The organism is uncultured Thiohalocapsa sp., from assembly GCF_913063425.1.
In the GTDB taxonomy this organism is placed as follows: Bacteria; Pseudomonadota; Gammaproteobacteria; order Chromatiales; family Chromatiaceae; genus Thiohalocapsa.
This window is the reverse complement of record NZ_CAJXYK010000008.1, coordinates 84,778-98,759: the sequence shown is the minus strand read 5'-3', so window position 1 is coordinate 98,759 and position 13,982 is coordinate 84,778. Positions and strand designations below refer to the sequence as shown.

At 64.8% G+C, this 13,982-nt stretch carries 13 protein-coding genes and 1 pseudogene; 7 read left to right on the top strand and 7 right to left on the bottom strand.

Features of this window, described 5'->3' with window-relative positions; all coding sequences use genetic code 11:
• Positions 1-58: 58 nt before the first annotated feature.
• Positions 59-247, bottom strand: a complete 189-nt coding sequence (locus tag QZ607_RS06300) for a hypothetical protein (protein ID WP_295880909.1) — start codon at positions 245-247, stop codon at positions 59-61.
• 583 nt (positions 248-830) lie between these two features.
• Between QZ607_RS06300 and QZ607_RS06295 the strand changes: the two genes are divergently transcribed.
• The 5 genes from QZ607_RS06295 to QZ607_RS06275 all read left to right on the top strand — a co-directional run bounded on the left by QZ607_RS06295 (position 831) and on the right by QZ607_RS06275 (position 3,567).
• Positions 831-2,204 (top strand): DEAD/DEAH box helicase, encoded by a 1,374-nt coding sequence (locus QZ607_RS06295; RefSeq protein ID WP_295880907.1) that lies wholly within the window; start codon positions 831-833, stop codon positions 2,202-2,204.
• A gap of 55 nt (positions 2,205-2,259) precedes the next feature.
• Entirely contained in the window at positions 2,260-2,511 is a 252-nt protein-coding gene (locus tag QZ607_RS06290) for a type II toxin-antitoxin system ParD family antitoxin (RefSeq protein WP_295880906.1), read from the top strand.
• Positions 2,504-2,794: a type II toxin-antitoxin system RelE/ParE family toxin gene (locus QZ607_RS06285; protein WP_295880904.1), complete on the top strand. Its 291-nt coding sequence runs from the start codon at positions 2,504-2,506 to the stop codon at positions 2,792-2,794. The genes QZ607_RS06290 and QZ607_RS06285 overlap by 8 nt, the downstream gene beginning before the upstream one ends.
• A 100-nt stretch (positions 2,795-2,894) precedes the next feature.
• Positions 2,895-3,158 carry a DUF2442 domain-containing protein gene (locus tag QZ607_RS06280; RefSeq protein ID WP_295880903.1) on the top strand — a complete coding sequence of 88 codons (264 nt, stop codon included), beginning with the start codon at positions 2,895-2,897 and terminating at the stop codon, positions 3,156-3,158.
• 64 nt (positions 3,159-3,222) lie between these two features.
• Positions 3,223-3,567, top strand: coding sequence for a MarR family transcriptional regulator (locus tag QZ607_RS06275; RefSeq protein WP_295880901.1), 345 nt, complete (start codon positions 3,223-3,225; stop codon positions 3,565-3,567).
• 282 nt (positions 3,568-3,849) lie between these two features.
• Here the strand turns inward: QZ607_RS06275 and QZ607_RS06270 are convergent, their stop codons facing one another.
• Positions 3,850-6,558: a DNA phosphorothioation-associated putative methyltransferase gene (locus tag QZ607_RS06270; protein WP_295880899.1), complete on the bottom strand. Its 2,709-nt coding sequence runs from the start codon at positions 6,556-6,558 to the stop codon at positions 3,850-3,852.
• Between the two features lie 224 nt (positions 6,559-6,782).
• Here QZ607_RS06270 and QZ607_RS06265 point away from each other — a divergent pair, with 224 nt between their 5' ends.
• Positions 6,783-7,010 carry a DUF433 domain-containing protein gene (locus QZ607_RS06265; protein WP_295880895.1) on the top strand — a complete coding sequence of 76 codons (228 nt, stop codon included), beginning with the start codon at positions 6,783-6,785 and terminating at the stop codon, positions 7,008-7,010.
• The gene (locus QZ607_RS06260; RefSeq protein WP_295880893.1) at positions 7,010-7,399 is read left to right on the top strand and encodes a DUF5615 family PIN-like protein; all 390 of its coding nucleotides are present in this window, start codon (positions 7,010-7,012) and stop codon (positions 7,397-7,399) included. The genes QZ607_RS06265 and QZ607_RS06260 overlap by 1 nt, the downstream gene beginning before the upstream one ends.
• Before the next feature lie 716 nt (positions 7,400-8,115).
• Here QZ607_RS06260 and QZ607_RS25820 read toward each other — a convergent pair.
• From QZ607_RS25820 to QZ607_RS06240, 5 genes and pseudogenes are all read right to left on the bottom strand, one after another.
• Positions 8,116-8,475, bottom strand: a pseudogene (locus tag QZ607_RS25820) (Druantia anti-phage system protein DruA); the annotation flags it as partial.
• 15 nt (positions 8,476-8,490) lie between these two features.
• Positions 8,491-8,925, bottom strand: a complete 435-nt coding sequence (locus QZ607_RS06255) for a hypothetical protein (protein ID WP_295880891.1) — start codon at positions 8,923-8,925, stop codon at positions 8,491-8,493.
• A 249-nt stretch (positions 8,926-9,174) separates the two neighbouring features.
• Complete coding sequence (locus tag QZ607_RS06250) at positions 9,175-10,089, bottom strand: helix-hairpin-helix domain-containing protein (protein WP_295880887.1); 915 nt, start codon at positions 10,087-10,089, stop codon at positions 9,175-9,177.
• 5 nt (positions 10,090-10,094) lie between these two features.
• Positions 10,095-13,019, bottom strand: coding sequence for a DEAD/DEAH box helicase family protein (locus QZ607_RS06245; RefSeq protein ID WP_295880884.1), 2,925 nt, complete (start codon positions 13,017-13,019; stop codon positions 10,095-10,097).
• A complete protein-coding gene (locus QZ607_RS06240) occupies positions 13,016-13,609 on the bottom strand; it encodes a bifunctional 2-polyprenyl-6-hydroxyphenol methylase/3-demethylubiquinol 3-O-methyltransferase UbiG (RefSeq protein WP_295880882.1) in 594 nt (197 codons plus the stop codon). The genes QZ607_RS06245 and QZ607_RS06240 overlap by 4 nt, the downstream gene beginning before the upstream one ends.
• Positions 13,610-13,982: the final 373 nt, after the last annotated feature.

Genomic DNA, 13,982 nt, shown 5'->3' with positions numbered 1-13,982 from the left:
CCACAAGCACCGCTTCGGCGCGCACGTGGGTGGCCAGCCAAGGCAGCAGCCGCTGGCATCAGCCCTGCGGCAACGCGTCTTGGGCTACAGCGGGTACGTTCAGAACCTTCGCGGGGATCGCGCGATAGCGATCAAGGTCCGCGCGGCTGGCGCGATCCTCAATCAGGCCCTCAGTTGGGAGTGCCGACAGCTTGTCAGCCAGCGCGGCGATGACGAACTGCCCCAGCGTGGCGCCGTACCTGATCAAGGCAACCGCCAGATCGATCTGATCGGCTCAGCGTATCGCAGCTCTCAGGTGCGGCAAAAACGGATCCGCCGTCCCGCCGGTGGTCAGGAACCGGCCCAAGCCGCTTCCGTCCTTCCCAGCAGTGTGTTCAGCCAGCGCTCCGACCCGCCGCCCGGCCGCAGATCACCGGTGGTCCAGGTCTCCACCGGCACAAGGCCCGGCACCTGCTCCACAGGGCCGCCAGACCCGACTGCCGACAACTCTGCGTGTCGCCTGCGCTGCATGGTGTCACAGGAAAACTCTGCAACGCTTAGTGGAACTCGAGAACGCGGTTCTTGGTGGTGCGTCCCCCATTGAGTTCACCAGGTTCGGAGATACGGTTCCGCTCCGCCGCAAAGTGCCCCAAATCGCGGTCTGCTTTGTGAAGCGCGGAGTTACGTATCCTGTCACCATAAATAGGAGTTACATATACTGTCACCGTAAATAGCTGGACCGACCACGAGCTGGCCCGCAAGGCTGATCGCGTCAAGGCCCAGCTGGAGCGTTTTCGCTTTCACTTCTTCTCCCGAGACGGTCGCATCGAGGGCGGGCGCTGGCAGCCCGAGTGCCACGTCGTCTGTGCCTCGGTCCAGGCGCTTGGCAATCGCTTCAGCGAGATCGCGCCCGAGCGCTTCCGCTACCTGATCATCGACGAGGCCCACACGAGGTCCAGTACAACCGACAAGACCTGGAAACCACCATCACCGTCCCGGCCCGCAACGAGCTGATCGTTCAGACCTATCTGGACCATGTCCGCGGTCGCAAGGGCGTCACCTTCTGCGTCAACGTCCGTCACGGCGAGACCCTGGCGGAGCTGTACCGCGAGCAGGGCGTGCCGGCTCGCTCCGTCTCCGGCGGCATGCCGGCCCGCGAGCGCGACGAGGCCCTCGCCGCCTTCGCCCGCGGTGAGGTGCTGATGCTCTGCGCCTGCGACCTCCTCAACGAGGGCTGGGATTGCCCGGACATCGAGGTCCTGTTGATGGCCCGCCCGACCCTGTCGAAGATCATCTACATGCAGCAGCTCGGACGCGGCACCCGCAAGGCCCCCGGCAAGGAATCCCTGCTCGTCTTCGACTTCGTCGATAACGCCGGGCGCTACAACCAGAGCTGGGACCTGCACCGTCTCACCGGCACCCGCATCTACCGCCCCGGCCGCCTGGTGCTGGCTCCCGAAGACCGCATCGCCGACGAAGAGGCCCATGGCCCGAGCGACCCGCTGGTCATTGACGTCGGCATCTGGCCCGAGCGCCTGGAAGAGATCGACATCTTCGACTGGCAAAATATAGTCAAAGACATGCTCACCGTCGCCGAGCTGGAGCTGGCCGCCTCCGAAGGCTACCTCCGCGGCAAGGTCCTCGCCGGCGACCTCACCCCGGACCACGACCTGACCATCGGCAGCCGTCGCTACCTCTACTTCCGCAAGGACCGCAAGCGCGAGATCGCCGAGCGCTACAACCTCCAGCCCGTCACCGCCGCCAACGTTCGCCAGCGCTTCCTCGTCTTCTGCGAGGAGATGGACATGGCCGCCAGTTACAAGCCGGTACTGCTCCGTTGCCTGCTCGATACCATCGACGACGACGGCAGCGTGCCCATCAACCGACTGACGCTGGCCTTCCGGGACTTCTACCTGGCCCGCAAGGCTGCTGGCCTGCCCGTCGAGAAGCCCAAGGCCCGCATGGCCCGCGTCCACGAGTTGACCGAGACCGACATCCGCCAGCTCATCCTGACCATGCCGTTCAAGAAGTTCGCGCAGCGGGGGTTCCTGTCCTATGATCGAGATGCATCGAGGCTGCGGTTTGCGCCGGCCCTGTGGGAACGCATCCAGGACACCACCACCCGCCAGCAAGTTCGGGCCTTGTCCGAGACCGCACTGAGCGCCTACTATCAACGACTTGGGCAGCCGGGCGCAGCAGTCCGCCGCGGTCGGGAAGCGAGCTGACGCCCTTCACCTTGCCCTCTATTTCATTGCCGAAGGTTTTTCCGTGGAGCCCTAGATGACCGACAACACGCGCATCTCTCTCGATGAAACCTGCCATCGCTTCGTGGCACAGCAGGTTCACAGCGGACGGTACAGTTGTGCAGACGACGTCGTGCGCGCCAGTCTGAAGCTGCTGGAGGCGCAAGAGCAAGCCCTCGAAGCGCTGCGCAACGCACTGATCGAAGGCGAAGAAAGTGGCAATGACGCGCCTCTCGACATCGATCAGATTCGCGACGAAGCACGCAGGGAAGCAAAACTGAATGCTTGACGTCGTTACACGTCCCAAGGCTCGGCAAGACCTGAAAGACATCTGGCTTTACAGCTGCAAGCAATGGAACGAAGCGCAGGCCGACGAATACCTCAGCGCGCTTGACACCGGCATCGCGAAGCGCAGGACCAACCCGTCACTCGGACGTCCGCGGGAAGATGTCCGATCCGGCTACCGATCCCTTCGTATCAAAGCACACATCGTCTATTATCAGGTCGTGCCGCCGGTCATCCGAATCGTCCGGGTGCTTCATGCGCGCATGGACCCAGGGCGATACCTGTGAGCAGCGCGATGCAGTGTCGGCCGCAACGGTGCTCAGCGTCTGCACTCCGTACATCGCTACCCGTGCATCGCAAACCGCATATTCACCATTAAGGCACGCTATGACGAGCTCTGCGCTGCTTGGCGCCGACATTTCGGAGCCTGAAGTCACTAACGTCAGCATCCACGGACTCTGGCTGCTCTACAACGGCGAAGAGCACTTTCTGCCCTTCGATGACTTTCCGTGGTTTCGCGAAGCCCCGATCGGCTCGATCTTCAACGTCGAGCAGCCGCATCCAGGTCACCTCTACTGGCCGGATTTGGACGTTGATCTCGGCATCGCGACGATCAGGTCGCCACAAGATTACCCACTCGTCGCTGGGTGACCGCTCTGGCACGCATCATGGCGGATATCCGGACCCGAGGCCGGCGGATCGTAGAGAAGCGCCTATGACCACACTGATCATCGACGTTGCCGATCTGGACACAGTCAAGGCGAGCTTGCGGGCCGCGTTTCGCGGCGAGCCTCAAGGTTGTCGATACACGTTCCACAGCGAGGAAGCGCTGCTGACGACGTTGAATCCGGACCGCTGGGGCATCCTCAAGGCGCTCACCGGTGCAGGGCCTCTGGGGATGGGCGAGATTGCGCGGCGCGTCGGACGGGACGTTGACAGCGTCCATGCTGATGCAGAGACCATGGTGAAATGCGGGCTCATCGACCGGAGCGACGACGGAAAGCTGCATCTACCCTATGACGAGGTGCGCGTCAGTCTCGTGTGCCAAGCTGCGGCATAGTCGAGTATTCGTGGTCTGGCCCCGGTTCCCGGTGATGCTCCCGCTCGCCGCTGCCGTACTTGAAAAACGTTGCGGTGACAGTGTTTTGATCTCGCAGAAGACCGGGACAGACCATGAGCTTCCCCTCGGCGCGCAGGTGGGTTGCAAGCCAAGGCAACTCGGTCAAAATTTCGTAGATCCCCGCGCTTCGGCGCGGGAACAAAGGCGGACGCTCTGCGCCCCGGTGCCCTTGTCGTAAGCGCGTCGGCTGACCTTTCCGACACGGAGGTCTTGCAGACAGGTTCACGCTGAGGATTTGAAAGCCTCCTTGGTTATGACGCGTGGAACAAGACTGCCGGCCTTCGTTTGCTTCATCAGCACCACCTGTCCCTTAGGCGCTGGGTGGAAGCTCACATGGATGGGCAGGTTCTTGCCGTAAAAATACAGCCGATCAAAGCGCGTATTCTCAACCACCCAACGCGCGACATCGAGCATGTCTTCGTCAGTGACAAGAAAATCCGCCGCAGCGCCCAGGCGATCACAAACGAGTTTGCCGAGGCGATTGCACTCGTGGGCCGCGTGCTGATCCCGCTTCGGGTCGATGCGGCCGGGGATTTTGCGCGCAAGGGCTGGTGAGCAGAAGCCGAAGGTCAGCCGGATCATGCCGAACCAGTCGATGACCGGATCGAGCACGTTCTCCGCGAGCGCCAGTAGTGCGTCGTAGCTCTCGATCTGCTCCGGCAGGTTTGGTATTTCGGTGGCGTGCTGCGTCTCTCCGCACTCGATCAGGTCGCGATAGGTCAGGAAGCGGCCGCAGGGATCATCAAGGTCCGGTTTCCAGTGCCCGCGCCTGAGGGTGAAGCGGTCGATCTGCCAACGATGTCGTCGCAGTGTCGCCTCCAGTGCGGCTGGCGGCGGCCCGAACCCAGAGAGATCGAACAGGCCGAGCCCATCGAGGGATTCATCAAAAGCGATTTGGTCGGGGTAGCTGGGGTCTTCCTCATTGAGGTAGCGTGACTTCCAGTAGAGGTAGGGCGGCGGATAGTCACCACCGTAGGAGTAGAGCTCGACGTCCTGCTCGCGGAGCTTGATCTTCACGCGCTCCAACATGCGCGGCAGCGCCTGGCCATGGAAGTCATCGAAGCGCATCAGCGTGAGCTTGCCGCTGCCGATATGGATCTTCAGCAGGTCGGCGTTCTGGTAGTCGCCGTAGGCCGCGGATGCGGCGCCGATGTAGGTCCGCAGCAGCGCGGGCAAGCGGTCGACTAACCCGGAGCCCAGTGTGAGTGATTTTGCACGCGGACGCGAAGTGCTCCCATCCTCCTGTCCGCGCTCCGCGTCGCCCCCCGGCTCGTCTGCGTCTTGATCGCGTTGAGCAAGCCAGCCCAAGCCGTGCTCCGCCGCTGTCAGACACGCCTGTTCGATGGCGTCCACATCCGCAATCTGCATCAGCATGGCCAGCCCTTGCGCGCGGGCCTGGGCGTAGTCGCCGAAGAAGGCCTTGATGTCCCGCTTCAGGCCGGATTCGAGGTGTTTATAGGGCTTGCGTCGGCCGAACTGGTCCAGTGCGAAGTAGACCAGCAGATCGTCCAGCCGCGCCTTGACGGACCGCTCCAGCATGGCCCTTACCGCTTCTTCCCCCAGGTCGGCGATCTTCTGGGCGACAATGAAGCGCAGCGCCTTAGGGACCGACCCGAACGCCTCGGTCAACGCCAGCTGGTCCGGCGTCTCCGTCTTGTCGGGGTCGCGGCCTGAGTCGAGGCGCAGTGCCCACAGCCGCTCCAGCTCCTGCTGGTGTGCCCGGTATTTTTCGGCGGCACGGTCGCGGCGCGGGCGCTCACGGTGTTCTGCTGGACTTCTCGGCGGGAGTCGCAGCAGGTTGCGCCGGCTTCGGTAGCGGTTCACCAGCAGCCGCTGCTCGGCATCCTTGTCGCGGAAGATGTAGTGCACACCCGGGCCGACCGGGATCGCCTCCTCGTCCAGCACCTCCTCCAAAAACGCCTTGATTTCCGCCTGGGTGTAGTACTTCTGAAAGGTGCCGCGCCGGGTCATTACGCCATCGCGGAAGCGCTCGCCGCGAGGATCGTTGTGATTGGCGAGCATCACCGAGACCACCAGCAGCTTTCGGGCCAGCGACCAGGCCCGGGTCAGAGCCTCCAGCCGCTCGTCGAAGTCCTCGATGACGTTGATGACGAAGCCCAGATTGACGATGTCCGCCCCCACCACCGGCTCGTCCGGCGCGAAGTAGGGGTCCCACCCCTGCGCGTCGACGCCGTTCTCCCGCAAGCCTCGCAGATCGTCGCCGCGACCGCAGCCGTAGTCGAACAGCGAGTGCGTACCGTCCAGCAACCCATTCCGCGCCAGGCTCTGAATCGGCGCGGAGAAGCCGTAGCGGCTGAGCGCCGTGCGATGCCGAGCCGCGGACCTGCCAGCCGGACCGGTCGAAGTCCCTGGCGCCCCATCCGCGGCCTCGTCGGTGGCCTCGTCGTTGCCGATGGGCACCAGTGCATGATCCATCAGCCGATAGCCGCGCTCGCGCACCAGCTGTTCCCACTGGCGCTTGTAACCGATGCGCCGCGGATCATCGAACAGTCCCACCGACTCGCAGGCCGCCGTCAGCTCGGCCCAAGCGGCCCGACGCGGGTCATCCGCCGCCAGCAGCAGCTCCTTGCGGTGCAGGATGGGCGGGTTCAGCGAGTCGGCATAGGTGCGATGGCTGAGAGTGCCGGCGGCCAGGTCCACCCGCCAGCTCTGCGCGAGCGCCGGGAAGGGCTCCCCGACGAAACCTGGATAATGCACCAGCGCCAGCTCCGCGCCATCCGCATCGATCCGGACCAGGTTGAAGTGCTCTCCCCGGCGCACACCGGCCAGGGCCTCGGCCCTGGCGACCGCAGCGAGCAGCGCTTGCGCCTCCTGGCCGTCCGCCGCCCGCGGCAGCGCGTCGACGTGGAGATAGCGCTTGTTGCCGACGAGTTTGCCAGAATTGTCAGAGCGCGAGCTCTCAAACTGCAATCGGTCGCCTCCGCAAACAGCCATCCGTGCGGGATCGTCTCAGGAGTGGCAAAGGTGGGTTCTGATGCGTAGCCACCATCACTCTCTGGGTTCGCCGGGCTCGGCGCGCCTTCCGCCCCTTAGACAAGGTCCGAGCCAGCGACTGCTCCACCTCTGGAATGCGGTTGCGCCAGCACGACGCCAAGCCTATTCTCTTCCCTGACTTCCTCAGCGTTAGAGCCACTATGTCGCACCTACAGCGCATCACCCTCGACCCCGGCATCTGCCACGGCAAACCCTGCGTACGCCACATGCGCTGGCCCGTGGAAGTGGTTTTGGACATGATTGCATCGGGCATGTCTGTCGATGAGATTCTCGCCGACCACCCAGAGTTGGAGCGCGACGACGTCACCGCGTGCCTGGAGTATGCGCGTCTACTCGTATCCGGTGAGCCCACTCGTCGAGTCGCCTGATGCGAGTACTCTGTGATGTGCATATCCCATACGGTCTCATCAAACGACTGAGGGAAATGGGCGTCGATGCGACACATGTGAACCGAATCCTCGATGGATCAGCGACGACTGACGCGGCGATTTCGGCCTTCGTCGATGCCAATGGCATGCTCCTCATCACAAAGGACGGCGACTTTCGAGACACGCACTTCTTGAACGGTACGCCCGCCCGACTCCTGCGCATCACCCTTGGCAACCTCTCCAACGCCGAACTGACCACTCAGATCGAAGCGCATTGGCCAACCATCACCCAAATCGCGGGGAACGAGCGCTGCTATATCGAGCTATCCCGCGACGGCATCGTTCGATTCCCTCAGGTATGGCCGAGGCCGCCCGAAGTTAACCCCTAGTCAGCTACGGACGGCCCGCAAACACATCGGCACCTACCTGGAATTATTGAAGGCAAGGGATGCGTCCGAGGAGGCGAGCCGCAACAGCATCCGTCGCCGCAAGACCCTGAGCAGGGCCGATTTGCTCGATGGCTGAGCCGGCCCCTGAGCTTGGCATATGCGTACAACTCGGCGTCGATCTCGTCCGTGTTTTCGAAAAAGCCTAGGCCTTTTGCAGAACGGGATTTGACCACACGGATCATCGCTGTTGCAGACCTGGATTCCGTTAAGGCGAGCTTAAAAGGCGGCCTTTCGGGGCGAGCCTCAGGGGTGTTATAGATTCATGCTCAGCGCTGCCCGAACGTCCAGCACGGTCTCAGCTCCCCGCGGCGGGAGCCCGCTCGCGGCCAATTGGTTGGGGCGGGTCAGCCGGGCGCGGCTGTAGCCGGTGCGCTCAAGAACGGTGGATAGGTGAACGACGCGGTTGGGCATGACGCTCTGCGCCGGTTGTATTTCTCAGCTCCCATGAGACCGACAGCGGCCACTGCGTCCCGCGGGCACGATGGCAATAGTCTGGGGTCGGAGGCTACGCCGCGCGACGGAAAAAGGACAGCATCAAATGCCAGGAATCACAACGACGGTACCGTCGGCGAGCTGTCAGCGCGTAAGATCTCCCTCATCGGCAAGGAACAGAACGGGTCCAGTCTATTCTCGCGCGAGGCGATCAGCGCCATGCCTCAGCTCGCTCGGCAGGCCCGTGGGAGCGGCCTCTGGCCGCGATGCGCACGCGCGGGTCTCTCCGGCGCAGATCGCGGCCAGAGGCCGCGCCCACGGCCGGGGAGTGCCGCTGACAACTGCGGCTGAGCTTTGACGCTGATCGCCTCCATCTTCAAGCCGGCCGGAAAATTCTCAGTGCAGACGATGATAAAAATTGTCCGCACCTGCCAATCGCCTTGGATACGCCGCACGATGCGCGCGAGCAGATGGCCGGCCAAGTGCGGAACGCGCACCCAAGGCAGCACCAGAAAACGCGTGTTGTTCGCCAGGTAAGGCAGGTTGCGCTCGCGCGCCGACGGCTGCCAGCCGATCCAGGCATCGCGCGCAGCGCATTTCTACTCCGCCGCGCCGAACAACAGACAGGCCAAGGGGTCCCACCCCTGCGCCTCGATGCCGTTGTCCGTTAAGCCCCGCAGATCGTCGCCGCGACCGCAGCCATAGTCGAACAGCGAGTGCGTACCGTTCAGCAACCCATTGCGCGCCAGGCTCTGGATCGGCGCGGAGAAGCCGTGGCGGCTCAGCGCCGTGCGATGCCGCGCGGCGGACCAGCCCGCCGGACCCGCCGACGGCGCCTGCTCGGCATCGGGATCGGCGCCGGCCCCCATGTCGGCGTCGTCGTCGATGGCCTCGTCGTTGCCGATGGGCAACAGTGCGTGATCCACCAGCCGATAGCCGCGCTCGCGCACCAGCTGCTCCCACTGGCGCCGATAGCCGATGCGCCTCGGATCATCGAACAGCCTGACGGACTCGCAGGCAGCCGTCAGCGCCACCCAGGCCTCCCGTCGGGGATCATCCGCCGCCAGCAACAGCTCCTTACGATGCAGGATCGGAGGGTTCAGCGAGTCCGCGTAGGTGCGAAAACCGACGGTTCCCCCTGTGTCAGGCTAGTTGTCGCTCGACTACAAGACACATATCGATTTCGCCAGCAAACAGGATTGCGCGGACAACTCCGTGTCATCAAGGTGCCCCAAAGCTTCTCGGTAGCGGCCAAGCAAACCGCCCTGCGTGCGCACAGCCGCCTAGGGCGAGACCACAACCCACTCCCGAATCATCTCCAGCCGCTTCTCGCCGATGCCCTTGACCTTCAACAACTCGTCAACGCGGCGGTAGGGGCGACCTTCGATGATGCGGTTTGCACGCACCTCGCCGATCTGGGGAATCTGCATCAGCACATCCCTGGCGGCTGTGTTGATGTCAATCTTGTCCGGCGGCGGAGCGCGACCGAGGGTGGCGTCGATCTCTGCCTCCTCCTGTCGTTCCTCGCTGCGCTCGGCCGCCAAGGCGTTCCAGTCCGTATAGGCCCATGCGCCGCGGCGCTCGCTGGCCGCGATCAGCTCCGTGTCTTTGAGTGACTCGCGATACTCGTCCCGGTTGCGGCCATCGGGGTGGCCACGATAGACACCGAAGGCCCGTGCAAGCCCCCTGCTGACCAGCAGCGTTCCCAGGTCCTGACCATCGGCCGTCGTGATGAAGGCGTAGATCCGTTTGTAGCGGCCATCCCCGCCGCCATCGGCAAAGGACGTATGCACGGAGAAGGGTCTCGCGAGCACCTCACGAACCAGATCGGTGGCCGATTTTCCGAGCGACTTGGCGAGCTCGACCGACTTCACCAGCTCGCCACCGTACCCCTTGATGCCGAAATAGCGCCGCTGGGCGCGCAGCCTCCTTGCATCGGTCGCGTCGGTGACGTGGTACTCAATGCAATCGGCGCCGTAGAGCCGAACCGTATGCTCGTCGCCGTTGGGAAAGGCGACGAGGAAACTGTCGCCGTCCGCCCACTCCGTCGGAATCAGGCGGGCGTTGTCGAAGGTTTGGAGTGTCGAGGCTGGCAGCACTCCAAAGGGAAGCAATAGGACCAGCAGCAGCAGGCCGGTCGAGAACGCATGGCTCGACAAGCCAGCAACAGGCACCCGGTTGCCGAACCGAACAGACATGACGCTCAGTCCTCCTCGCCCCAGCTTGCGATCAAACGGGCCAGGGGGCGCATGGCGTCGTTCGCCTCGAAGTCCGGATAGTCGGGGTTTGCGGCCTTGAGCACATAGCTGCCGTCCGGCGACTTGGCGACGCGGCGCAACACGTACTGGTCGTCGCCGGTGGCGTCCTGTCGCTCGATGGCCATCACGCTGCCGGTGATGGCGCCGGCCTTGGTCGGGTCGATCAATTCCAGCAGCAGATAGTCGCCGTCGCGTACCGGGTTCTTGCCGCCGTCCATGGAGTTGCCCGTGGCGCGGGCGACGAAGTGGCGGCTGGGGTCGACGCTGCCGTGGCCCGGCGGTACGAGACAGGTCTCTTCCACCTCCGTGCGTCCGGTACGGAAGTGGCCGCAGGCGATGCGCAGATCGGGGAAGTAAGGCACCTCGGTGCCCTCGGCCTCATCGGCGGCTGCGGGCTGCGGAAAGGGCAGGATCTTCGCGCCCTCGTCGGCAGGCTGCTCGGGCTCGTCCTGAGGCCTTTGCGGCAGGCGCGGCTCATAGGCGGCGAGCCGGTAGTCCACCAGTTCCTGCACCATGGTCTGGAAGGTGTCGTGCTCGCCGTCGTCCACCGCGAAGGTCGGTCGGAATCGGCCGTCGGTCATCTCGAACCAGCGCTTGGCGTCGTCCTTGCGGTTGCCGCCGGTCCAGGCGTTGATGGGGTTGCCCTTCCAGTAGGTCAGCCACTTGCGCTCATCCACGGCGTCCACCTGCCGCAGATCCTTGTGGATGTCGGCGATGAAGCCACGCCGACGGCGGAAGACCTCCAGCGCCTGGGCGGCCAGGGCCTCGACCGTCGGCGGCTCGCGAAAGCCGTCCAGGTCCAGCAGGGACTCCAGCAGCACAGCTTTGAAGCACTTGGTCATGCTCGTGGTCTCCACCTCCCGGAAGAAGTCCGCGTGGCGCTCCAGGCAGGCCGCCTCGTCCGGTGTCAGATCGCCCTGGTCGGCCACCAGCGCCCACCAGTGGCCGTGCTGTTTGCGCAGCGCTGGCATGCTCGACCCGCTGCGGTAGAGCTCCGCCAGCGTGGGCCGCCGGTTCAGGGAGTCGCGCAGGGCCTGGTAGTCGGTCGCCGGTCCCTTGCCCTGGAGCCGGATCAAGAAGTCGATAATGGCCAGGTCGTAGTTGGCGAAGCAGCCGGGCGGCAGCTTCAGCGCACCGTCGCGGGCGCGGCGGCCGAACTCGGCGAGCTGAGCATAGCTGCTGCCCACATCGAACAACGCCTGGGGTTTGTTCAGAAAGCCCTGGTGGTTGCCGATGAAGTCCAGCACGACCAGGTGTTCCTTGCCTGGATGCTGGCGCAGTCCGCGGCCCAGTTGTTGCAGGAACAGCACCTTGGACTCCGTCGGGCGCAGCATCAGCACGGTGTCGATGGCCGGCAGGTCGACGCCCTCGTTGAACAGGTCCACCGAGAAGATCACCTGGAGCCGGCCATGCTCCAGTTGTTCCAGGGCTTGGCTGCGCTCCAGGGTCGAGCCGCGATAGACGGCGGCGGCGCGGATGCCTTCGCGCCGGAAGCGCTCGGCCATGAAGTCCGCATGGCTGCGCGAAACGCAGAAGGCCAGGGTGCGCTCGCGCCCCTGATCGCGCCAGTACCGCAGCGCATGGCGGGCGCGGGCCTGGGTGGCGAGCTTGTGCTCCAGGGCCTGGGGGTCGAAGCGCCCGTTGCGCCAGGGGATCTCCCGGTAGTCCACCGTTTCGTCGAAGATGCCGAAGTAGCGGAAGGGGCAGAGCAGTCCGAGCTCGATGCCGTCGAACAGGTGTCGGCTGTAGACCAGGTTGTCGTCGCACAGGCTGAGGATGTCCGACTGGTCCGTGCGCTCCGGCGTGGCGGTGAGCCCCAGCAGGAAGCGCGGGCGCAGGTGTTGCAGCAGCCGGCGGTAGGTGGGCGCCGCGGCGTGGTGGAATTCGTCAACCACCACATAGTCGAAATGGTCCGGCGCGAAGCGCTCCAGGTGCTCGGCCTGGCCCAGCGTCTGCACCGAGGCAAACAATAGTTCCACGCCGGTCTGCTTGCGGGCGCCGGTGTATTGGCCGACGCGCGCCTGCGGGTGCACACGCTGGAAGCTCGCCTCCGCCTGCAACAGGATCTCCTCGCGGTGGGCGACGAACAGCACCCGCCCGGCGCCCATCGCCTGGCTGTCGAAGGCCGCCAGGTAGGTCTTGCCGAGGCCGGTGGCCATCACCACCAGGCCCCGTCGGAAGCCCTCGGCGCGGCTCGCCGCGAGTGCGCTCAACGCCTCCTGCTGCACCTCGGACGGTTGCGGCGGCGTCTCCTGATCCGCTTCCTCGGGCTCCTCGCAGCCGGCCGCGACGGGTAGGTGCTGCACCAGCCGGCGGCGTGCTTCGTAGCGCTCGATCCAGTCGTAATCCAGCGGCTGGATCTGCGGATGCGCGAACAGCGCCTCATACTGCGCCCGAATCTCGCGGAAACGCTTGCTCTCCAGCGACTCGGCGTCGTCCGTCGGCGCCACCCGCAGGTTCCACTCCAGCCCGTCGGTCAGCGCGGTGCGGCTCAGGTTGCTGGAGCCGACGAAGGCCGCGCCCCACACCGCCAGGCCGTCTTCACTGCGGGTGCAGATGTACGCCTTCAGATGAAAGCTCTGCCGCTCCGCCTGAAACACGCGCAGCTCGGCGCCACGCTCCGCCAACAGCAGCAGGCTGCGCAGCGCCCGCGGATCGGTCACGTCTAGGTAGTCGCTGGTCAGCACGCGTAGCCGCGCGCCGCGGCGCACCACCGCGTCCTCCAGTGCCCCGTAGATCAACGACAGGCCGCTGGACTTGATGAAGGCCACGGCCAGATCGACCTGGTCGGCCCCGCGGATCGCGTCCAACAGGTGCGGCAGAAACGGATCGACCGCCCCGCCGGTGGTCAGGAACCGCTCCAAGCTCAAGCCGTCCTGCGCAGGAGTGTATTCAGCCAGCGCTCCGACTCGCGGCCCGGCCGGAGATCACCCGTCGTCCAGGTCTCCACCGGCACCAGACCGGGCACCTGGGCCAACAGGCCCGCCAGACCCGGCTCATCCAGATCGGTGAAGCGCCGGCCCTGATGCTCGCGCTCCCCGCTGCCGTACTTGAAGGAGGCGTAGAGGATGCCGCCGGGTTTGAGCGCAGCCCGAAGCCGGCCCATCACGTCCGGCAGCTCCTCCCCCGGCACGTGCAACAGGCTGGCGCAGGCCCAGATGCCGTCGAACTGCTGCTGCCAGGTCATGTCCTGGAAGCGTAGGCAATGCACCGGCTGGCCGGTGTGTCGCTCCGCCAGCGCGACGAGGGCAGGGGAGGCGTCGAAGGCGGTCACTGAGTAGCCGAGCTTGGCGAAGGCGAGCGCGTCTCGGCCGGAGCCGCAGCCGGCGTCGAGAATCGCTACGTGGTCGGCCAGCAGCTTGAGAAAGCGCGCGTAGAGCGGCTTCATGTCGACTTCGACGGTGTCGTCGAAGAAGACGTCCGCATTCTGGTTGTAATAATCCTGCGTTCGGTACGTCACGGCGAAGTCTGTGTCATGCACCCCAGCCGGGTTCCGTTCGTCCGCGCACCCGACCGCTGCGTGGTTCGTGTCCCTGTTTGCCCTTCTTTACCTAGCTCGAGTATTCGTGGTCTGTCGCTGATTCGTTCCAAAAGTCGTCGGTAGTGCCCTGCATACTTTACGCGCCGGAGTGGTAAGCCTCGGCCACCGCGCGTTTCGCGTCATGCCGGGGTGTGCAACGCGAGACCCGTCCTGCTCTGTGACCCCTTCTGCTCTGTGACGCTCTCTGCTCAAGTCGCCACAACACTTGACCCCGAGTCCCCACCCTCTCCCCAAGGTTCTCGCGTGTGTTTCGAGGAGAGCAGTATACTCTCCCAGCGACCATTAATCTTTC

Excerpts from the sequence above, each read along its gene's own strand:
- QZ607_RS06260 (WP_295880893.1), top strand. The coding sequence starts at position 7,010 with ATGCGAGTACTCTGTGATGTGCATATCCCATACGGTCTCATCAAACGA.
- QZ607_RS06250 (WP_295880887.1), bottom strand. The coding sequence starts at position 10,089 with ATGTCTGTTCGGTTCGGCAACCGGGTGCCTGTTGCTGGCTTGTCGAGC.
- QZ607_RS06285 (WP_295880904.1), top strand. The coding sequence starts at position 2,504 with ATGCTTGACGTCGTTACACGTCCCAAGGCTCGGCAAGACCTGAAAGAC.
- QZ607_RS06265 (WP_295880895.1), top strand. The coding sequence starts at position 6,783 with ATGTCGCACCTACAGCGCATCACCCTCGACCCCGGCATCTGCCACGGC.
- QZ607_RS06280 (WP_295880903.1), top strand. The coding sequence starts at position 2,895 with ATGACGAGCTCTGCGCTGCTTGGCGCCGACATTTCGGAGCCTGAAGTC.
- QZ607_RS06290 (WP_295880906.1), top strand. The coding sequence starts at position 2,260 with ATGACCGACAACACGCGCATCTCTCTCGATGAAACCTGCCATCGCTTC.
- QZ607_RS06275 (WP_295880901.1), top strand. The coding sequence starts at position 3,223 with ATGACCACACTGATCATCGACGTTGCCGATCTGGACACAGTCAAGGCG.